The following is a 20,017-nucleotide window of genomic DNA, read 5'->3' on the forward strand; positions in this document are numbered from 1 at the left end:
GATGGACGATAACAAAAACAGAGGGACTGTCAGTACGGATCTCGAATATCGGAAAAAGAAAAATGCCGAGGAGATGAAATATCAGGTCATATCCTTCGGCTTGATGATCGGTCTTACGCTTGTCGCGTTTTTGACGGTGGCTGCAGACGGCATTGCCGGATGGTTTACGATGCCGTTTCTGATCCTGCTTGCGGTCATCCAGGTCATCTTTCAGCTGTTTTACTTTATGCATATGAGCCAGAAGGGGCATGAAGCGCCGTCATTATTTCTGTATTCGGGAATATTTGTCGCGTTTATCACCGTGCTTGCATTTGTCACGATTATTTGGTGGTAATCGGGACGGCGGGGAGTGAGAGATTTGATTAATTTGGAAATGTTCGGGTTTCGCGCAATGTGGAGCCCGTATCTGTTTTGTATAACTGCCGTGATAACAGGTGTTTACTTTTACTGGTGCAGCCGGCATAAAGGACGTGTGTCCGCTAAGGAGAAGGTGCTGTTTGTGCTTTCCGCGCTGTTTTTTTACGCGGCTGCGGGAAGTCCGGTTGATTTATTGGGCCATGTGATGTTCAGTGCCCATATGGCGCAGATGGCGGTTCTGTTTTTAGTCGTACCGCCGCTGTTGATTTCCGGAATTCCCGGCTGGGCATGGAAAAAACTGATCTTCCGTCCTGTCGTAAAGCCGCTGTTTTCGTTCTTTTCAATGCCGCTTATCGCATTAGTGCTGTTTAACGGTATTTTTTCACTGTATCACATCCCGTTTATATTTGATTTCGTCAAAACGGATTCGCTGTATCACACGCTGATGAACGGACTCATCTTTGTAACGGCGTTTTTTATGTGGTGGCCGCTTGTGCATAAGGTGGACGGTCTGCCCCGTCTCAGCGGTTTAATGAAGCTGGGGTATATTATGGCAGACGGGATTCTGTTAACGCCGGCCTGCGCGCTCATTATGTTCAGCGGGGCGCCCATGTATGCCACGTATACAGATCCGGCGGCTTGGGCCGAAGCAATGAAGCTTTGCGTTCCTTTAGATTTGCTGGAGGAGATCCCTTTATCCGGACCGGAGATGTTCAACACGCTTCCTCCTCTGGAAGATCAGCAGCTTGGGGCAGTACTGATGAAAATCATTCAAGAGGCGGTCTACGGAACATATTTGGCTGTCATCTTTTTTCAGTGGGTCAGAACGGAACGGGAAAAAGATACGCTGTCAGAGCCGCCGTATATCGAGCATACCGTCTCATGAAAAAAAGTACAGCAGAATATGCTGTACTTTTTTATTACATTTGCACTGTTTTTAATGACTCTTCCAATTCAAGCAGTAAAGCTTTGCTTTCAGCGACGACATGTTCCGGAAATTCTTCAGCGCTGCCGTATTCTACGCCGTGCGGATAATAATGCTTTCCTAAAAGAGGGGCCTTCAGCTGAATCACGGCCCGGCTGCCGCCGACATCGCCCTCTTTTGCCGTTCCTTGAATCCGCAGATAAAATGTCCCCTCAGGTACTGAAAACTTTTTGTCGTAAGTCACTCTTTCATAATCCCATTGTCCAGCCAGAATGAGCCCTTTACCTTCCATCAGATCATTCAAGCGGCTGAGCTCCGCTGTTACCCCTTCAAGACCGCTGTTTTCAAACTTCAAACCTTCCCCCTCCTTTTAAAAATGCCCTTTCCTGACAATCATAGTATGAAAGCGTTACACTTTCAATGATTCATACGGTGAAAGTATGCAAAAAGAAAAATTTGACGACAATAGTAGCAGAAAAAAGGAGGAATTCCGCAATGACAAAGATCAATAAGCTCATGACGTCAGACTTGCAATATTGTACAGTATTAGATAATGTATATGAAGCTGCGGTGAAGATGAAAGACGCAGATGTCGGCGCCATTCCGATAGTGGATGAAGACGGCGCCACACTTGTCGGGATCGTGACAGACAGAGATCTCGTATTACGGGGAATTGCTTCAAAAAAGCCGAACTCTCAAAAAATAACCGACGCAATGACAGAGCGGGTTATCAGTGCAGAAGAAGACGCCTCTGTGGAGGAGGTGCTCCATTTGATGGCTGAACATCAGCTCAGAAGAATTCCCGTCACAAAGGATAAAAAACTGGTCGGCATTGTTACGCTCGGCGATCTTTCGTTGGCCGAGCAATCAAATGAGCAAGCAGGCCGAGTGCTGTCTGACATTTCTGAAGACGGCGGTCCGGAGGGGTTTATCCATTAAACATAAATCACGGACGATGCAAATAGGCTGTACTGTATAAGAGTAAACAAAAACAGAACGGTTTGAACATATGGGGGTGAGAGGTTGAAAAATATCGCAAGGGCTCTCGTTATCCTTTTGCTTATTTACGGAGCGTATGTTCTGTTTATACAATATGGATCGGCTCCTCAGAAAAAGACGGATCAGGAGGAGCCTCAGGTTTCCAATGAAGAAGAGAGCGGAAAACGGCTGAAAATGCCGTCATCCGGACTGCTTTCTCTCATGGGGAAATCTGCCGCCGATGTGAAAAAGAAACTTGGGGAACCGTCCCGGAAAGATCCTTCTGCCTACGATTACGAGTGGTGGGTGTACAACCAGGGGAAAGACCAATACGTACAAGTCGGTATTTTGAATGATAAAGCCGTGACTTTATACGCTTCGGGAAGCGGCATCAACGCAAAACCGTTTAAGATCGGCGAATCGACGGGCGAAGTTTTTAAAACGACGCAGGTTTCTCCTTTTGTCAATGTGACTGACAAGGGAAACACGTATCGGTTCGAGTTTTCTGAAGAAGATATCAATACCCGTCCCACCGTTAAGATAGGCGGAATGTATGTTCAGCTGTACATGGACAAATTTGACGGGAATCTGTCAAGCATCAGGGCATTTGATGCGGAAACACTTGTGAAACAAAGGCCGTATGAAGTCATGTACAGAGGAAAGCTGACAGAACCCGAGCCTGTTTCTGATAAAAAATGGAACGACATTGAACGAGCGAGTGAGCAGCAGATTCTCGATATTACAAATGTCATCCGCGTAAAACACGGACTTGCAAGGCTGAAATGGGACGAAGGCGCCGCAAAAGTGGCATTCGGTCACAGCAAGGACATGAAGGATAACAAGTATTTCTCTCACGTCTCAAAGAAATACGGGACTCTGAAGGACCGCTTGGAAAAAGGCGATGTGAAATACCGGGAGGCCGGTGAAAATATTGCCTACAACTATGTGGACGGTCCTGCAGCCGTGGAGGGCTGGCTGAACAGCGAAGGCCACAGAAAGGCGCTGTTAAGCCCGGATTATACGCACCTCGGTGTCGGCGTTGATCAGAAGTATTATACGCAAAACTTCATTAAGCCTTGGCAGTAAAAAACCGCAGAGGGGCGCGTCCCCCGCGGTTTTTTTATGTTTTTTCGCGAGCGGTGCTTCTGGCGAAAAAAACAATTTTTATATATACCTGCTTTTTTTCGCAATTTAGGCGAACATTAAGGCGCATGAACCGATACATTATAGCAGGCAAAACTTTTCGGAGGGGGTGAGAATTGTGGCGAATCAGCAATCACGGCAATCAATCGATGATTTTAAACAATTCGTAAAAAAGCATCCCAAACTGATCCAAAATGTTCGCAAGGAACAAAGAAGCTGGCAGGAAGTCTATGAAAACTGGGTTCTTCTGGGCGAGGATGATCCGATATGGAACCCTTTTAAAGACGAGGCCGTTCAGCCTTCTTCCGACGCGGAAACCAAACAGGAACCAGCTGAAAAAAACGATTTCGTTTCAAAAATGGTCACTGCCGTCAAAAAGATGGATATCAACCAAATGAATGAGCAGATCAATAAAATGAGCCAATCCATTTCATCATTGCAAAGCCTTTTAAGCCAATTTTCGGGGAGCAGCACGAAGCAGCCCCGGCAAGGCTCCGGACAACATCCTTTTTCGTTCAGGAAGGATTAAAGAAGGGGATCGTGTATGCGAAAAGAGGTTCAGGAATTCATATCCGCAGATGAGGAACGGAAACGGTTTATACGGCAGCGTCCCGTCTGGTACCGCAGACTTGCGAGAAAACCGGACGATCTCAATTCCTTTCAGCTTGACATGATGAATTTTTATGAAAAGACGATACCGCATCGGGTAAGCCAATTCTCAAACGGGATTCAAATGGCGCAGATGATGATGCAGATGGTTCACGCCATGCGTTCACAGGATTAAAAAGCGTTTAAACGCCGCATTTTCCAATTGGGTGGTTTCATGGTAAACTAGCAACTGGAGGTGCGTATTTATGTATGCAACAATTGAGTCCGTCAAGCTTCAAAGTGAAGCGGAGCAGCTTGCCGGCATGATTCTGCAGTCTGAGACGGCTGAAAATTACCGCGATTGTTACAAGCGTCTCCGTGAAGATGAAGAGGCAGGGCGGATCATTCGTTCTTTTATGAGCGTTAAAGAGCAGTATGAGGATGTGCAGCGCTTTGGCAAATACCATCCTGATTATAGAGAGATTTCCCGCAAAATGAGAGAAATGAAGCGGGAACTGGATTTAAACGATAAGGTGGCCGAATTTAAAAAAGCGGAGACTGAGCTTCAGTCGCTGCTTGACGAGATCAGCATTGAACTCGGAACGGCCGTCTCGGAGCATGTAAAAGTTCCGACGGGGAATCCTTATTTTGACGGCCTGTCATCCTGCGGCGGCGGGTGCGGTTCCGGCGGCGGCTGCGGATGCAAAGTTTCCTGACGAGACGGCCGTCTCGTCTTTTACATAAAATGAACAGAAAGTCAGGCGGGTGATCATGATGGAAAATAAGCGCCAAGGCATAATCGTATATCTGCATTCCTTAAAACACAGCAAAATGCTGAGAAAATTCGGCAACGTTCATTATGTTTCCAAGCGGCTGAAATACGTTGTGCTGTATTGCGATATGGACCTAATCGAAAAAACAATGGAAAAGATTTCTTCTTATTCTTATGTGAAGAAGGTAGAGCCTTCTTATAAACCTTTTTTAAAGCTGGAATTTGAATCAAAGCTTGATAAGGCGAAAGAGTACGATTACAAAGTCGGTATATAAAAAAATCCCCGCAGATACCTGCGGGGTCCTTCTATTCCTTAACAAGTTAAGGAGAAGGAAAAGGGAGAGGAGAAACCGGAGGAAGAACTTATGGGGAAACGTAAGTCTTCTCCGCGGTTGGCAACAACATCATTCATTGATGCTGTTACACGTAGTCTTGACAGGAATGTGAATATGTATACACGTTTTTCACGTTCATTGTTTGAAAGAATGCTTTATGATAAGATAGGGATTGTTTTGATACATAACGGCTCAGCCGATGAGTAACATCAAAGTTTTCAGAAAAAGTGGTGTGAATAATGAGAGTAATTTCCGGTTCAAGAAAAGGACGAGCCTTAAAGGCTGTGCCGGGCACATCAACAAGGCCGACGACGGATAAAGTAAAAGAGTCTATTTTTAATATGATCGGCCCGTATTTTGACGGAGGAACGGGGCTTGATTTGTTTGCGGGGAGCGGCGGTCTCGGGATTGAAGCGCTGTCGCGCGGATTTGACCGCTGTATCTTTGTGGATCGTGATTTCAAAGCCATCCAAACGGTAAAAGCGAATATCAAAGCGCTTGATCTGCTGTCTTCAGCGGAAGTATACCGCAATGATGCAGAGCGGGCCCTCTATGCCGCGGCGAAACGGGAAAAAGGTTTTGACGGAATTTTCTTAGATCCTCCGTATAAGGAACAAAAGCTGAAAGCGCTTATCGAAATGATTGATGAACAGAACATGCTGAATGAAGACGGTTTTGTCGTAGCCGAGCATGATAAAGCCGTTGCGCTTCCTGAAGCCGTCGGCGCGCTTTCTGTAACAAGAAGGGAAATTTACGGGCTTACAGGAGTGACGATATACCGAAATAGGGGGTAATGATGTGGCAAGTATAGCTGTATGTCCCGGAAGTTTTGATCCCGTCACCTACGGACATCTGGACATTATCAGACGGGGGGCAAACGTGTTTGAGCAGGTGTACGTATGCGTGCTCAATAATTCTTCTAAGCAGCCGCTGTTTACAGTTGAGGAACGATGTGAGCTGTTAAGAGAAGTGACAAAAGACATACCGAATGTTACGGTCGAGACGTCACAGGGACTGTTAATCGACTATGCGAAAAAAAAGCGGGCGAAGGCGATTATCAGGGGGCTCAGAGCCGTTTCTGACTTCGAATATGAGATGCAGGGGACTTCCGTCAACCGCGTGCTCGACGAATCAATAGAAACTTTTTTTATGATGACGAACAATCAGTACTCTTTTTTAAGTTCAAGCATCGTAAAAGAAGTCGCAAAATATAACGGGCCTGTTTCAGAGTTTGTTCCTCCGGAAGTTGAACAGGCGCTGATGCAGAAATTTAAAGGATGAGAAGCGCTGATTGGCGTCTCATCCTTTTTTTGTCCGTGCTGACAGCCTGTAACAATAAATCAATGCGTATACGGCGAGAGCTGTCAGCGTGATGGCGGGCCCGGTTTCAACAAGTGTATTCCAGCCGCTGACGGCAGCAGATACCGCTTCCTGATCGCGGAAAGGGAGGAATACGGACTGGTAAGGTTCGTCCAATGCAAGGTAAAGCGGCTTCCACAGTAAGAGAATAAAGAGTGCGGCATAAATGCCCTGAAGGATACGCGCCGCGAAAAACGGTTTAAAGCGGATATCTGTTTCCGATAAAATGCCGGCTACCTGGGCCTGTACGGAAAGGCCGCTGAACCCGAGAATAAAACTCACAATCATGGCTTTCGGCAGCAAGGCGGCATCAGCTTCACTGACCAGCTTGCTCCCAAGTGTAATTTCAAACATTCCGCTGATAAGAGGGATGTCCAGATTTGCCGGAAGATGAAAAAGCGAAAGCAGCGCGTTTGTAAATACAGAAAGCACATCCATGACTTGTACGATTGATAATAACCGGCTGAAAACCGAAAACAATATAATAAAACCGCCCACCATCAGCAAGGTTTGTACAGAAGAGGTGACGGCGTCGCCCAAAATTTTTCCGAGCGGCCGCTTTTCCGAAAGCCGCGCCTTGTGGAGGGCCAGAAATGCTTCCTTCAGAGAAGGGAGAGCGATCGTCTTTTTACCGGTATACGCCGCTTCTTCTTTCCGTCCGTATGAACGCATCGTCAGGCCGACGGCGATGTTTCCGAGATAGTGAGCCGATGCCAGCAGAATGCCGAGAGACGCGTTATGAAAAAAGCCGACTGCCACAGCAGCGAATATAAATAACGGATTGGATGAATTGGTAAAAGAGACGAGGCGTTCAGCCTCTACTCTGGAGATTTGTTTATCCTGGCGCAGCCGTGCAGTCAGCTTCGCGCCGGCCGGATTGCCTGAAGCCATGCCCATAGCCAGTACAAATCCGCCGACCCCCGGCACTCTGAAAATGGGACGCATAAAGGGTTCGAGTAAAAGGCCGACAAACTTGACAATGCCGAATCCGATTAAAAGCTCAGATAGAATAAAAAACGGAAGCAATGAAGGAAAAACTACCTCCCACCACATGGAAAGACCGGTTTTGGAGGCTTCGAATGAGGCCTGAGGGTGTGAAATAACCGTAGCCGTCAAAAAAATGAAAAACAATGAAATCAAAAATGTATGAAACTTAGACAAATTCATTCTTACCTCCCCGATGCTAAAATTGCACACTGACATTTATATCATGATAAAATATAGAACAGACCTTAAAGGCGGCCGGGCAAGTACCTATTTGTCATCCTGTACTAATATACGAGCATAGGGGTTCAATTTAGACCATAGAATTCATGTATAGGATGTCTATTAGGGGGTTCGTCGCGTTGGCCAAACCTACAATCGGGTTAGCGTTAGGTTCGGGAGGGGCAAGAGGCATCGCTCATCTCGGAGTGTTATCCAGTTTACATAAGCATCAGATTCCAATTGATATGATTGCCGGCAGCAGCATGGGAGCATTAGTCGGAAGCTTTTATGCGGCCGGGCATGACGTGGCCACGATGAAAAAAGTCGCTAAAGCATTTAAGCGGCGGCTGTACGCGGATTATACGATGCCGAAGCTCGGATTTTTAAAAGGAGACCGCATCAGGCAGCTCGTTCATGCCTATACGTACGGCAAGCCGATAGAAGAACTGCGGATCCCGCTCGGCATCGTGGCCTGCGACCTTCAGACCGGCGAAAAACTCGTTTTTACGAAAGGTTCAGTGTCCGAAGCCGTCCGCGCGAGCATCAGCATACCGGGCGTTTTCGTCCCGCAAAAAATGAACGGACGTATGTTAGTCGACGGCGCGGTGGTCGACAGAATCCCGGTTTCCGCCGTAAAAGATATGGGTGCTGATATCGTCATCGCCTCTGACGTCTCCCGGGTGAAAAAAACGGAAAAGGCGGCACATATTTTTGATGTAATCATGCAAAGTATGGATATACTGCAAAATGAATTGGTCCGTCACCAGACCATTGCCGCAGACGTCATGATCCGCCCTTCTCTTGAATCATTCAGCTCAAGTTCTTTTGCCAACATTGATCATATGATCACAGCGGGCGAAGAAGCCGCAGACCGGATGATCGGCCGGATTAAACAAGAAATAGAGAACTGGGAGGGCTAACTCATATGAAAGCAAAACATTTTTGCTGGGTGTTTATCATCCTGATCTTATTAATCGCTGTTACATTTATTAAGCTTCCGTATTACATCACACAGCCGGGAGAAGCATCAGAGCTGAGACCGCTGATTAAGGTGGACGGAGGCTATCCTGAAAAAGGAAGCCTTTCCTTGATGACTGTCAAAGTAGGCCCCGCCAATCCGTATACATATCTTTGGGCGAAAGTGCATCCTTACGAAGAAATCGTCCCTGATGAAAGCATAAAAGAAGAGGGCGAATCGGACTCGGATTATATGAAGCGCCAGCTGCAAATGATGAAAAGCTCCCAAGAAAACGCGGTCATTGCCGCTTATCAAAAAGCCGGGAAACAGGTGAAATACTCATTTAACGGAATTTATGCCAGCTCAGTCGTCTCTGACATGCCGGCAAAAGGAAAAATAGAGGTCGGTGATAAAATCATCAGCGCGGACGGGAAAACATACGAATCCGCTGAAAAGCTGATTGATTATATCAGCAGCAAAAAAGCAGGGGAAAAAGTAACGTTTCACATTGAACGGGACACGAAAGAAAAGACCGTTGACATTGTGCTGAAATCATTCCCGGACGACCCGAAAAGAGCGGGAATCGGTGTCGCATTATATACGGACCGGAACGTGAAAGTGAAGCCGGATCTTCATTTCAGCATTGAAAACATCGGCGGGCCTTCTGCGGGTCTCATGATGTCTTTAGAAATTTACAACCAGCTGACAAAACCTGACGAAACAAAAGGCTATAATATAGCCGGGACGGGGACAATCGACGTGGACGGCAAAGTCGGACCGATCGGCGGAATCGATCAGAAAGTCGTCGCCGCAGACAAAGCGGGAAAAGATATTTTCTTTGCGCCGAATCAAAACGGAGCTGAAAATTCTGATTACAAAAATGCGGTAAAAACGGCGAAAGCAATCAAGTCCGATATGAAGATCGTCCCTGTCGACACCATGCAGGACGCACTTGACTATTTGGATCAGCTGAAAGTAAAAAGCACCTGATACAGACAGGTGCTTTTTTACGCATTCAAAAAACGCTTTTCGTCTTCATCATAGCGGATCGGCGCTTGTGAAAATTCCTGTTTCTCAAACAATGTGCGTTCAGGTTCGTTTATCGGCAGGCTGTAAACCCGTCCCGCCAGTATGTCCAGATCCAGAGCGGGATGAGAGAAAGAAGAGAGCTTGCTGACGAGAGGTGCGGTAAGCTCTTTTTTCTTTGCCGACAGGTACGCCTGTCCTTTTTTCGTCATTCCGAGAAGACGGATATAAGGAGCGCTTGAAGGCTGCAAGAGCCGATGCATGTCTTCTTTTTTCGTCCGTGTCAGAATGTGCGTGTTCATCCGCTGCAGCCTCGTCCACGTGTATCGTTTTGTTTTCAATCGTTCCATCATTTCGCGATAGGATCGGGCTTGTCTGATGGTGCGCAGAATTCTGTGCTCAAGGCCTTCTTCCACTTCATAGATTCGGCTCAATTCTTCAGCGGAAAGAGTGCTGAGGCTGTATTTTACATATGAAAAATAGTCTTCCGTGCTGTGCCATATGCCGTATGAATTTCTGTATGCCTCCAGCTCACGCGCAGACGCTTCCGGGAGAAAGCTCCTTGCGGCCGCCGTTCCTTTTTCTATCAGCGCTTTCCGGATGCTTGTTGCGCTGGCTATACGGCTGTTATCTCCGGGAAGCTCGGCGTCATGATACTGGGAAGCGATTCTGGCTGTCGTATAAGGCTTCATAGCGGAACAGGAGGCGTGTATGGCTCTAACGTAGTGAAAACCGAGAATATTGTTCGGCTTGGACAAATCGAGCATGTCCCGCCCTTTGAATATGTGTGAAAAAGCTTTTGAGGCGGCGGCCGGATAGCTGAGACCCTTTTTCAGCTCCTCTTTCAGAATTAGGCTGCAGTCATCTTCCTTTCGGCTGAACGCTTCAGACGCTTCAAGAAAGGATTCGATCCGCCCGTTTTCGCTGCCGAAAAACAAGCTGCTGCATCCTAAATGATGAAGAAGCGAAACGCTGCCGCGCGCGAATAATTCCGCTTTTTGTACGGCATATATATAAGGGAGCTCAATGACGATATCCACGCCGTTTTCCAGCGCCATTTTTGTCCGGGCCCACTTTGAGACGGCGGCCGGTTCCCCGCGCTGCAAAAAAGGGCCGCTCATCACTGCCGCCGCGACGCTGCTGTCCGTTTTGATTTTTGCTTGTTCCGCATGATAGCGGTGTCCGTTATGAAAGGGATTATATTCAACAACCAGGCCGACTGCTTTCATATTTGTCCCGCCTTTCTTGCTATGTTTTGCTTCGTGTGGTACATTTGCAAATGAAGTGCATATTTTAGTCCGTTTCGTTTAGTGTATGCATAGCCTATCCGGCTGTCAACGATTGCATGACGGCGGCATTATGCTGTAAAGAAAAAATATTGACAAAAACATTCTGAAAAGCTATAATCATGTTTGTTGCTTTCCTGAGGTGATACAAATGAAATGGACGATTTATCAGCTTCATCAAATCGCGAAAAAGAGCTTTGAATTTGATGAAACAGTTGAGTTAAATGAGCTGACAAAATTGAATTCTGACATTCGCCGCATTTCTCCCGTCCGGGTGAAGGGCCGCGCGGAGATTGAATCCAAGCAAGTTTCGTTTGACTTTACGATTTCAGGCGAAATGGTTTTGCCGTGCTCAAGAACTTTAGTTGATGTGCCGTATCCATTTACAATCGCGACAAAAGAACTGTTTAGATTTCATAAGTCGGATGATATAGAAGATGAGGACGTTCATTTTGCTGAAGACGATACCGTCGACTTAACTCCGATCATAAAAGAAGAGATTCTTTTAGAAATTCCTATGCAAGTCTTTTGTGAAACTGAACAAAAAGAAGGAGCCGCTCCCCAAGTGGGGAAGGATTGGCAAGTGATTTCTGAGGAAGACAAGAAAAATCAAATCGACCCCAGACTTGCGGATCTGAAAAAGCTCTTAACACAAGATGATGAATCTTAACTCTTTAAGGAGGTGGGAATAATGGCTGTACCTTTTAGAAGAACTTCTAAAATGAAAAAAAGATTGCGCCGTACACATTTCAAACTAAATGTACCTGGTATGACAGAATGCCCGTCATGCGGAGAGATGAAATTGTCTCACCGTGTATGTAAAGCATGCGGATCATACAACGGCAAAGACATAAATGTTAAAAGCAATTAATGTATGAAGAAAAGCGCGGGAATCTCGGTTCCTGCGCTTTTCTTTTTTTTTGCCCCTCCGGCCTGCTTCCGCCGAAAAAATTGTGAGCCCCAGTAGTCTATCTAATCTATCAGCGGCATATGTATGAGGTAAATGAGCAAATATGGAGGGAGATACGATTGACGATAACGAGACAAGACGCGTGGACGCAAGATGAAGATTTGCTGCTGGCCGAAGTGGTGCTCAGGCATATTCGGGAAGGCGGGACCCAGCTTTCCGCTTTTGAAGAAGTCGGCAGAGCGCTGACGAGAACGGCTGCCGCCTGCGGGTTCAGATGGAATTCTTATGTCAGAAAACAATATCAGTCAGGGATAGAACTGGCGAAAAAACAGCGGAAGGAATTAAGAAAGCAGATAGGAGTGCATTCCGCCAATCTGCCGGGAACCGTCAAACAGCCTCCGATCCGCAGGGCTGAAGGAGAAAAAGAGCTGTCCATTGATGATGTCATTTTGTTTCTGCAGCAATTTAAAGAGTCGCCAGCCGCAGCGGATATGCGTCATGAAAAAGAAAAACTCACAGAACAGCTGACCGCGCTGCAAAAAGAAGTCGAGGATCTGCGTGAGGAAAATGAAAGCTTGAGAAACAAGCTGGAGATGACGGAAGAAGATTATAAAGCGTTAATTGACATTATGGACAGAGCGAGAAGGATGTTCAATTCAAAAGAAGACGACAGAAAATCGGCGCAGAGCCTGTAAAATGAACCGGCCTGGGGGCGGCGCCCCGCCGGTTTTTTATTATGCCGTTTCTCCGGATGTCATTTCACCGTCCATATCGGGATGCCAGATATAAGGATTTTCTCCTTTATCACGCGCCATATCATATTTAACGGGCTCAAAATTCATCTTATCCCAGAAATCTGCTGATTTCATGCGTGAATTTGTCCTGATCGGCATTCTGAAGGATTTGGCAAAATCAACAAGCGCTTTTCCGTATCCGTTGTTTTGATAGCCCGGAAGAACCTCAAGCTTCCAAAGTTCCAAAAAGTCCTGACGGTGATCAAAATACGGATTCGCGCCTCCGTTTACCTGATATAAACTCATTCTCGCCACTAGTTTATCCCCGAAGTAAATCCCGTAAAAAGGCGAGGTGCTGTCATTTTCAATGATATTATCCTGAAGATCTTCAAGCATCGACAGCTCCTGCATCCCGTATTCCTTAAACCTTTTAAATTCTTCGAGTGTCTTAAAGTTGATGAGCAGTCGCTCTATTTTCAACACAAACTCCCCCTTTGTTGTGTTCTACCATTATTGTAAACGCTTTAATTGAAAATTCCAACTATAATATGCTTGCCAGTCTTTTTGCTCAAAACGAAATTGAAGTAATTTGCGGCGGCTTCTGCTATGATAATATGGAAAAATGCAGATATAGGGTGTGACAGTGTGAAAATCGGAATTATCGGCGGCGGAGCGGTAGGCCTTTTATGTGCTTACTACTTATCGTCCCGCCATCAGGTAACGGTCATTACGCGGCGGACGGAGCAGGCTGATGCGATTAACTCAGGCGGTATACGGCTTTTGAAAGACGGAATAGAATGTACGGCGGCATGCAGAGCGCAAACAGGCATCACTTCCGGATTCGACCTCTTAATCGCAGCCGTTAAACAGCACCAGCTAAGTGCTGTGTTGCGGGATCTTGAGACGATAAAAGGGACGAATGTGCTGTTTTTGCAAAACGGCATGGGACACATACACGACATTAAAGATTGGCATACGGATCATTCGCTTTATGTCGGCACTGTTGAGCACGGAGCAAAAAAGATATCAGATCATGCCGTTGAACATACGGGAGCGGGAGCCGTAAGATGGAGTGTATTCAGCGCATCCCGGCCGGAAACGCTCAAAAGCATCTTTTCCGGCATGCACCGGGATTTTCCCGTATATGATGAAAACGACTGGTATCGGCTTTTAACGGGAAAACTGATCATAAATGTATGCATCAACCCGTTAACTGCATTGCTGCGCGTGAAAAACGGAGAGCTGTTAAGAAATGACGCTTACAAAAAATATATGAGAAACGTGTTTGAAGAAGCGGAGACAATACTTGGCCTCGCCGATAGAGAAAAAGCGTGGAACAAGGTTTGCGAAGTTTGCAGACTGACGGAAAAAAATCATTCTTCCATGCTCGTCGATATCATGGCAGGCAGGCGGACAGAGGCCGATGCGATTATCGGCTACCTTGTAAAAGAAGCGGAAAGCCGCGGATTGCCGGCCGTTCATCTCCCGTTTTTACACCGCAGCATAAAAGCGTTAGAAAGAAACTGAAACAAAGTCTTTTGAGGTTTTCCGGTAACATGCTATACTCATTTCGGAAACCTAACTATTTATTGGAGAAAGGAAGTTCCAGACAGATGCAGCTAACTGAACTTTCCATCAAAAGTCAAAATAAGTTTGTGCAGCACTATATAGATGGAGAAAACATGTCTTCATTTTTTGATTATGATATTCATTCAGAGGACGTATGGCAAAAGCGGCTTCATGACCTGTCTTCGCGGCCGTTTGCCAGAGAAGAATTAGCGGATTATTTATCCTCCTATCACGAAAAATTTCACTCCGCCGCCATGCAGGCCTCCATCGAAAAACTGAGAGATCCAAAAAGCGCAGCGGTAGTAGGCGGCCAGCAGGCCGGTCTTTTAACGGGGCCTCTTTACACCATACATAAAATTATCTCCATTATCGTACTTGCCAGACAGCAGGAAGAGGCGTTGCAGATTCCTGTCGTTCCGATTTTCTGGGTGGCGGGTGAAGATCACGATCTGGAAGAAATCAATTTTGTGCATACGTCAACAGAGAATAAAGGTCCGGTGAAAAAGAAACTGCCGCAGTCGTACTGGAAAAAAACATCGGCGGCTAAAACCGAGCTTGATCAGGAAAAATGCGCGGCTTGGATTGATGAAGTGTTCGCTGCTTTTGAGGAAACGGATCACACAAACACACTCCTTCAAAACGTGAAGCGATGTTTACGCTCATCAGAGACATTCACGGACTTTTTTGAGCTGTTGATCGCCGACTTGTTTCAAGAAGAAGGCCTTATTCTGATGAATTCGGGAGATCCGGGGATTAAAAAGCTGGAAACGGGTATGTTTCAGCAGATTTTAAAACACAATCGTGAGCTTGCCAAAGCCGTGTCAGACCAGCAGCGTTTTATGCGGGAAGCCGGTTATCACCCGATTATTGAATCGGACAAAGATCAGGCCAATCTGTTTTACGAACATGAGGGAGAGCGTTTCTTAATTGAAAAAGAAAACGGCGTTTTTGTCATTAAGGAGCTTGACCTGAAGTGGACGAACGACGAGCTTCATACCCATATGGAAGAAAAACCGGAATGTTTCAGCAATAACGTTGTGACAAGGCCGCTTATGCAGGAATTTCTCATCCCGACTCTGGCGTTTATCGCGGGACCGGGGGAGATCAATTATTGGGGTGAGCTGAAGCGGGCTTTCTCATTAATGGGCTTTCGCATGACCCCGGTAATGCCGAGACTGAACATTACGATTCTTGAGCGGCATATTGAAAAGAAGCTTTCAGAACGGAATATCCCGCTTCAGGAAGCGATCGAACACGGCACCGGACACCTGAAAGACACTTATTTTGAAGAGCAGATTCCGGAAGAGTTTTCTTCTGTAATGGAACAGGCGAAGTCGCAGATTGAAGCTGTCCATAAACGCGTAAGGGACGAAGCGCTGAAGGTCGATTCAAGCCTTGAGCCGCTCTTACAGAAGAATGCCGCCTTCATTCAAGATCAGCTCTTGTTTTTAGAACGGACGGTAACGAAAAGAATTGAAGAAAAAGAAGGTTTTGTGCTGCGTGACTATGAAAGAATCCAAAACAGCATCAGACCGCTCGGCGCTCCGCAGGAACGGATTTGGAATGTGATGTATTATCTGAACCGCTACGGTCCAAAATTCTTCACAACCTTCAAAGATCTGCCATTTTCTTTTCAAAACCAACATCAGATTGTCAAACTTTGAAATAAAGTTTTAAAGAACCCTGAATAGTTCAGGGTTTTTTTTTATGTGTAAACAGTGTAAAATGAGGTTGTGGAGAGAAGTGGCGGATAGTGGTGAGTTTAGGGGAGAAAGTGGGGGTCCTTATCATGTTTATGGGTGAATACCGGCATACTGTTGATGCAAAGGGCCGCATGATCGTACCCGCAAAATTCAGAGAAGGCCTCGGTGAGCAGTTTGTGCTGACAAGAGGACTTGACCAATGCCTTTTCGGCTATCCGATGAATGAATGGAAGCTGATTGAAGAAAAGCTGAAGGCTCTGCCGCTCACCAAAAAAGACGCCCGCGCATTTACCCGATTCTTTTTTTCCGGTGCGACCGAATGCGAACTGGACAAGCAGGGAAGGGTTAATATTGCGTCATCTCTTCTGAATTACGCAAAACTGGAAAAAGAATGTGTTGTCATCGGGGTTTCCAATCGAATTGAATTGTGGAGTAAGGTAATATGGGAACAATACACAGAAGAGCAAGAAGATTCATTCGCTGAAATTGCTGAAAACATGATTGGATTTGATATATAATGGATCTTCGTGCATCACAACAACAACTGACAATTCAATTCATTCCTGATAAAGGTGGGACCGACACAAATGTTTCAGCATAAGACAGTACTTCTTCGTGAAACCGTCGACGGTTTAAATATCAAACCGGACGGAACCTATGTGGACTGCACCCTTGGCGGCGCCGGGCACAGTACATATTTATTGCAGCAATTATCAGAAAAAGGACGCTTGATCGCCTTTGATCAAGATGACACGGCACTTGAAAACGCAAAGAAAACATTGTCCGAATACAAAGGACAGCTTATTCTGGTGAAAAGCAACTTTCGTTATTTAAAAGAGTGTTTACATGAACACGGCATTACGAGTGTCGACGGAATTCTATTTGATTTAGGAGTATCCTCTCCGCAGCTTGATACACCGGAACGGGGATTCAGCTATCATCATGACGCACCGCTGGACATGAGGATGGACCAGTCGGCCGCCCTTACGGCGAAAGAAGTCGTAAATGAATGGCGGTATGAGGATCTTGTGAGGATTTTCTTTAAATACGGAGAAGAAAAATTCAGCAAGCAGATCGCCCGAAAAATTGAAGAGGCAAGAGAAAAATCGCCTATTCAAACAACCGGCCAACTGGTCGATCTAATAAAGGACGCGATACCGGCTCCGGCAAGAAGAAGCGGAGGTCATCCGGCCAAACGTGTATTCCAAGCCATACGAATCGCCGTAAACGACGAGCTTCAAGTATTTGAAGAGGCCCTCTTGCAAGCGATAGAGGTGCTGAAGCCGGGCGGAAGGGTATCTGTGATCACTTTTCACTCGCTGGAAGACAGAATGTGCAAGACGACATTCAAGGAAAAATCATCACTTCCCGAACTGCCTCCGGGTCTTCCTGTGATACCGGAAGAATTTGAACCGGAATTAAAACTGATTACAAGAAAGCCCATTACGGCATCAAAAGAGGAGCTTGAAGAAAATAACCGCGCCCGGTCAGCGAAGCTCCGCATTGCGGAGAAACGAAAATAACGGGCAGCAAATGACAACATTAAAGGAGGTCATCAGCCTATGAGCAACTTAGCTTACCAGCAGGAAAAACAACAACGGCCAGTGATAAGTCCCGAAAAAAAGGTGATTGTCAAAAAGAGGGCTTCCATTACACTCGGGGAAAAGGTGCTGCTCGTCCTGTTTGCCATTGCCGTTCTCTCCACATCAATGTTTATCGTATCAAAGGCATACGCGGCGTACCAATCCAATATTGAGGTGCAACAACTGGAGGAGAAAGTATCTGAGAAGAATAAGCAGATCGGTGATCTCGAAAAGACGGCTGCTGACTTAAGCCAGCCGCAGCGCCTGATGGATATCGCTAAAAAGCACGGTTTGAATCTGAAAGATAAAAAAGTGAAAAACATACAGGAATGATAACCCATGCCGAAAAAAAATAAGTTTATGAACAGAGGAGCAGCGATACTCAGTATTTGTTTCGCTCTCTTTTTCTTTGTCATTCTCGGGAGAATGGCGTACATTCAATTAACCGGTAAAGCAAACGGTGTAGAACTTGCAACAAAAGCGACCGAGCAGCACGAAAAAAAGCGGACGATAGAAGCGAGCCGCGGCTCTATTCTTGACCGGAACGGCAAAGTGCTTGCAGAGGACACGGCGACATATAAGCTCATTGCCGTGCTTGATAAAAAAATGACGAGTGATCCGAAGCATCCTCAGCATGTCAAAGACAAAGAGAAAACGGCGGAAAAACTGGCGACCGTTATCAATCTTGATAAAAGCGAGATTCTGGACATCTTAAACAGGGATGGCGCGAAGCAGGTGGAATTCGGTTCAGCCGGCCGCGATATCTCTTATGCGAAAAAACAAAAGATCGAAAAAATGAATCTTCCGGGTATTTCTTTCTTAAGAGATACGAAGCGCTATTATCCGAACGGTGTATTTTTGTCAAATGTTCTCGGCTATGCCGATGTGAATGAAAAAACAAACGAGATACAAGGCTCTTTAGGGCTTGAAAAAATACTGAACAACTATCTGACGGAACGCGACGGATCCGTCACTTACGAAAGTGATAAATCCGGCTGGAAACTTCCGAACAGCAAAGAAAAAATCACCGCACCTAAAAACGGTGACAATGTATATTTAACCATTGATCAGAAAATTCAAACCTTTTTAGAAGACAGCATGACGAAAGTAGCGGAAAAATATAAACCGAAAAAAATTATGGCGGCTGTCGTAGAACCGAAAACAGGCAAAGTGCTTGCGATGGGGCAGCGTCCGAGTTTTGACCCGAATATCAGAAACGTCACCAATTATTACAACGACTTAGTGTCGTACGCGTATGAACCGGGTTCAACGATGAAGATCTTTACGCTTGCCGCGGCGATTCAGGAAAATGTGTTTTCTGCAAACGAGAAATATAAATCAGGAACATATAAAGTGGGAGGCAAACCTGTTAAAGATTGGAACGATGGCGCCGGTTGGGGTATGACAAGCTTCCATGACGGCCTCATGAGGTCATCGAATGTTGCTTTCGCCAAACTGGCCAACGAAAAACTGGGGTTTGACCGGTTTAATGAGTACCTGCACAAATTCGGGCTCTATCAAAAAACAGGGATTGATCTGCCCGGTGAAGTATCAAGTAAAATTAACTACAAATATGATTTTGACAAAGCGTCTACGGCTTACGGCCAAGCATCGGCGATAACGCCGATCCAGCAGCTTCAGGCCGTCACGGCGATTGCCAATAACGGCAAAATGATGAAACCTTACGTCATTGATCATATTGTCGACCCCGATACGAAAAAAGTCGTCAAGCAGACAAAACCAGAGCAGGCAGGCACGCCGATTTCAGCCGATACGGCTAAAAAAGTCCGGAATCTGCTCGGAGAAGTCGTGACGTCAGACATCGGAACGGGAAAACCTTATAAAATTGAAGGATTTGACGTCGCGGGTAAAACGGGAACCGCACAAATTGCCGGGACGGGCGGATATTTAAGAGGAACGAGCAACTATGTGTTTTCATTCATGGGCATGGCGCCGAAAAATGATCCTAAGCTTGTCATCTATGTAGCCGTGCAGCAGCCGCAATTAAAAGCGGGGCAAAGCAGCTCTGATCCTGTCGCGGAAATCTTTAACCCGACGATGAAAAACAGCCTCCACTACATGAATATCGAACCGACGGAAAAAACAGATTCCGGTCAGGAAGAAACGAAAAGCCAAAAGATGCCTGACCTGACAGATAAGACGGTCAAGAGCGCTGAGAAGGAAGCGAAAAATGAACATCTCACACCGATTGTCATCGGCAGCGATGTTGCCGTAAAAGAGCAGTATCCGACAGCCGGAGAAGATGTGATCACCAATCAGAAAATCTTCTTAAAAACAGACGGAAAGATGACGATGCCGGATATGTCCGGATGGTCGAGGCGGGAAGTGCTTCAATTCAGCAAAGTATCAGGCATTCACATTGATGTGAGCGGTGAAGGTTACGCTTCAAGCCAAAGTGTGAAAAAAGGCAAAGAACTGAAAGAAAATACCGTGATCAAGGTGAAATTTAAAAATCCTGATTAACGGGACAGAGAAGTCCGCGGATGCCCGCGGGCTTCTTTTTTATGCGCCGCCGTTCTATGTGTCCAAGCTGAGGCATAAATTGAAACAAGCCTAAATAAGGA

Annotated in this window: 25 protein-coding genes; 21 read left to right on the forward strand and 4 right to left on the reverse strand. The window is 46.1% G+C overall.

The window, feature by feature from the left end:
• The first annotated feature begins 1 nt into the window (after position 1).
• Positions 2 to 334, forward strand: coding sequence for a cytochrome c oxidase subunit IVB (gene ctaF, locus NYE28_RS07825; RefSeq protein WP_007409686.1), 333 nt, complete (start codon positions 2 to 4; stop codon positions 332 to 334).
• Positions 335 to 358: 24 nt separating this feature from the next.
• Positions 359 to 1,243: a cytochrome c oxidase assembly factor CtaG gene (ctaG, locus tag NYE28_RS07830; RefSeq protein ID WP_015417413.1), complete on the forward strand. Its 885-nt coding sequence runs from the start codon at positions 359 to 361 to the stop codon at positions 1,241 to 1,243.
• A 34-nt stretch (positions 1,244 to 1,277) separates the two neighbouring features.
• On the opposite strand, the gene NYE28_RS07835 is transcribed toward ctaG, so the two are convergent.
• A complete protein-coding gene (locus tag NYE28_RS07835; RefSeq protein WP_007409688.1) occupies positions 1,278 to 1,637 on the reverse strand; it encodes a YugN family protein in 360 nt (119 codons plus the stop codon).
• A gap of 140 nt (positions 1,638 to 1,777) precedes the next feature.
• Here NYE28_RS07835 and NYE28_RS07840 point away from each other — a divergent pair, with 140 nt between their 5' ends.
• The 8 genes from NYE28_RS07840 (at position 1,778) to coaD (ending at position 6,379) form a co-directional block, all read left to right on the forward strand.
• Positions 1,778 to 2,221, forward strand: a complete 444-nt coding sequence (locus NYE28_RS07840) for a CBS domain-containing protein (protein ID WP_017417724.1) — start codon at positions 1,778 to 1,780, stop codon at positions 2,219 to 2,221.
• A gap of 84 nt (positions 2,222 to 2,305) precedes the next feature.
• Positions 2,306 to 3,346 (forward strand): CAP domain-containing protein, encoded by a 1,041-nt coding sequence (locus NYE28_RS07845; RefSeq protein WP_007409690.1) that lies wholly within the window; start codon positions 2,306 to 2,308, stop codon positions 3,344 to 3,346.
• A 175-nt stretch (positions 3,347 to 3,521) separates the two neighbouring features.
• Positions 3,522 to 3,932 carry a YlbD family protein gene (locus NYE28_RS07850; RefSeq protein WP_025284691.1) on the forward strand — a complete coding sequence of 137 codons (411 nt, stop codon included), beginning with the start codon at positions 3,522 to 3,524 and terminating at the stop codon, positions 3,930 to 3,932.
• Between the two features lie 15 nt (positions 3,933 to 3,947).
• Positions 3,948 to 4,187 (forward strand): YlbE-like family protein, encoded by a 240-nt coding sequence (locus tag NYE28_RS07855; protein WP_003154475.1) that lies wholly within the window; start codon positions 3,948 to 3,950, stop codon positions 4,185 to 4,187.
• A 70-nt stretch (positions 4,188 to 4,257) separates the two neighbouring features.
• Positions 4,258 to 4,707: a YlbF family regulator gene (locus NYE28_RS07860; RefSeq protein ID WP_003154472.1), complete on the forward strand. Its 450-nt coding sequence runs from the start codon at positions 4,258 to 4,260 to the stop codon at positions 4,705 to 4,707.
• A 58-nt stretch (positions 4,708 to 4,765) separates the two neighbouring features.
• Positions 4,766 to 5,038 (forward strand): YlbG family protein, encoded by a 273-nt coding sequence (locus tag NYE28_RS07865; protein WP_003154470.1) that lies wholly within the window; start codon positions 4,766 to 4,768, stop codon positions 5,036 to 5,038.
• A gap of 299 nt (positions 5,039 to 5,337) precedes the next feature.
• Entirely contained in the window at positions 5,338 to 5,892 is a 555-nt protein-coding gene (gene rsmD / locus NYE28_RS07870; protein WP_007409693.1) for a 16S rRNA (guanine(966)-N(2))-methyltransferase RsmD, read from the forward strand.
• A 4-nt stretch (positions 5,893 to 5,896) separates the two neighbouring features.
• Complete coding sequence (gene coaD / locus NYE28_RS07875; RefSeq protein WP_007409694.1) at positions 5,897 to 6,379, forward strand: pantetheine-phosphate adenylyltransferase; 483 nt, start codon at positions 5,897 to 5,899, stop codon at positions 6,377 to 6,379.
• A gap of 18 nt (positions 6,380 to 6,397) precedes the next feature.
• Here the strand turns inward: coaD and ylbJ are convergent, their stop codons facing one another.
• Positions 6,398 to 7,624 carry a sporulation integral membrane protein YlbJ gene (gene ylbJ / locus NYE28_RS07880; protein ID WP_012117492.1) on the reverse strand — a complete coding sequence of 409 codons (1,227 nt, stop codon included), beginning with the start codon at positions 7,622 to 7,624 and terminating at the stop codon, positions 6,398 to 6,400.
• A gap of 179 nt (positions 7,625 to 7,803) precedes the next feature.
• Between ylbJ and NYE28_RS07885 the strand changes: the two genes are divergently transcribed.
• Together NYE28_RS07885 and NYE28_RS07890 are read left to right on the forward strand one after the other, a co-directional pair.
• Positions 7,804 to 8,583, forward strand: a complete 780-nt coding sequence (locus NYE28_RS07885; protein WP_007409696.1) for a patatin family protein — start codon at positions 7,804 to 7,806, stop codon at positions 8,581 to 8,583.
• A gap of 5 nt (positions 8,584 to 8,588) precedes the next feature.
• Positions 8,589 to 9,611 (forward strand): SepM family pheromone-processing serine protease, encoded by a 1,023-nt coding sequence (locus tag NYE28_RS07890; protein WP_342490374.1) that lies wholly within the window; start codon positions 8,589 to 8,591, stop codon positions 9,609 to 9,611.
• Between the two features lie 17 nt (positions 9,612 to 9,628).
• Here the strand turns inward: NYE28_RS07890 and NYE28_RS07895 are convergent, their stop codons facing one another.
• Positions 9,629 to 10,876 (reverse strand): nucleotidyltransferase, encoded by a 1,248-nt coding sequence (locus tag NYE28_RS07895; RefSeq protein ID WP_064107857.1) that lies wholly within the window; start codon positions 10,874 to 10,876, stop codon positions 9,629 to 9,631.
• A gap of 208 nt (positions 10,877 to 11,084) precedes the next feature.
• Here NYE28_RS07895 and NYE28_RS07900 point away from each other — a divergent pair, with 208 nt between their 5' ends.
• From NYE28_RS07900 to gerR, 3 genes are all read left to right on the forward strand, one after another.
• Complete coding sequence (locus tag NYE28_RS07900; protein WP_012117495.1) at positions 11,085 to 11,603, forward strand: DUF177 domain-containing protein; 519 nt, start codon at positions 11,085 to 11,087, stop codon at positions 11,601 to 11,603.
• A gap of 21 nt (positions 11,604 to 11,624) precedes the next feature.
• Entirely contained in the window at positions 11,625 to 11,804 is a 180-nt protein-coding gene (rpmF, locus tag NYE28_RS07905; RefSeq protein WP_003154457.1) for a 50S ribosomal protein L32, read from the forward strand.
• A gap of 158 nt (positions 11,805 to 11,962) precedes the next feature.
• Positions 11,963 to 12,538 (forward strand): sporulation-specific transcriptional regulator GerR, encoded by a 576-nt coding sequence (gerR, locus tag NYE28_RS07910; RefSeq protein ID WP_012117496.1) that lies wholly within the window; start codon positions 11,963 to 11,965, stop codon positions 12,536 to 12,538.
• 39 nt (positions 12,539 to 12,577) lie between these two features.
• Here gerR and NYE28_RS07915 read toward each other — a convergent pair whose 3' ends face one another.
• Complete coding sequence (locus NYE28_RS07915) at positions 12,578 to 13,060, reverse strand: N-acetyltransferase (protein WP_007409700.1); 483 nt, start codon at positions 13,058 to 13,060, stop codon at positions 12,578 to 12,580.
• 162 nt (positions 13,061 to 13,222) lie between these two features.
• Here NYE28_RS07915 and NYE28_RS07920 point away from each other — a divergent pair, with 162 nt between their 5' ends.
• The 6 genes from NYE28_RS07920 to pbpB all read left to right on the forward strand — a co-directional run bounded on the left by NYE28_RS07920 (position 13,223) and on the right by pbpB (position 19,916).
• A complete protein-coding gene (locus tag NYE28_RS07920; protein WP_038462175.1) occupies positions 13,223 to 14,104 on the forward strand; it encodes a 2-dehydropantoate 2-reductase in 882 nt (293 codons plus the stop codon).
• 86 nt (positions 14,105 to 14,190) lie between these two features.
• Positions 14,191 to 15,810: a bacillithiol biosynthesis cysteine-adding enzyme BshC gene (bshC, locus tag NYE28_RS07925; RefSeq protein WP_160223034.1), complete on the forward strand. Its 1,620-nt coding sequence runs from the start codon at positions 14,191 to 14,193 to the stop codon at positions 15,808 to 15,810.
• 125 nt (positions 15,811 to 15,935) lie between these two features.
• Positions 15,936 to 16,367: a division/cell wall cluster transcriptional repressor MraZ gene (mraZ, locus tag NYE28_RS07930; RefSeq protein WP_007409703.1), complete on the forward strand. Its 432-nt coding sequence runs from the start codon at positions 15,936 to 15,938 to the stop codon at positions 16,365 to 16,367.
• A gap of 69 nt (positions 16,368 to 16,436) precedes the next feature.
• Entirely contained in the window at positions 16,437 to 17,372 is a 936-nt protein-coding gene (gene rsmH / locus NYE28_RS07935) for a 16S rRNA (cytosine(1402)-N(4))-methyltransferase RsmH (RefSeq protein ID WP_007409704.1), read from the forward strand.
• Positions 17,373 to 17,411: 39 nt separating this feature from the next.
• On the forward strand, positions 17,412 to 17,765 hold the full coding sequence (ftsL, locus tag NYE28_RS07940) for a cell division protein FtsL (protein WP_015239815.1): 354 nt from the start codon (positions 17,412 to 17,414) through the stop codon (positions 17,763 to 17,765).
• Positions 17,766 to 17,771: 6 nt separating this feature from the next.
• Positions 17,772 to 19,916: a penicillin-binding protein 2B gene (pbpB, locus tag NYE28_RS07945; protein ID WP_015239816.1), complete on the forward strand. Its 2,145-nt coding sequence runs from the start codon at positions 17,772 to 17,774 to the stop codon at positions 19,914 to 19,916.
• Positions 19,917 to 20,017: the final 101 nt, after the last annotated feature.

Origin of the sequence: Bacillus sp. FSL R5-0443, assembly GCF_038608285.1 — a bacterium.
In the GTDB taxonomy this organism is placed as follows: Bacteria; Bacillota; Bacilli; order Bacillales; family Bacillaceae; genus Bacillus; species Bacillus velezensis.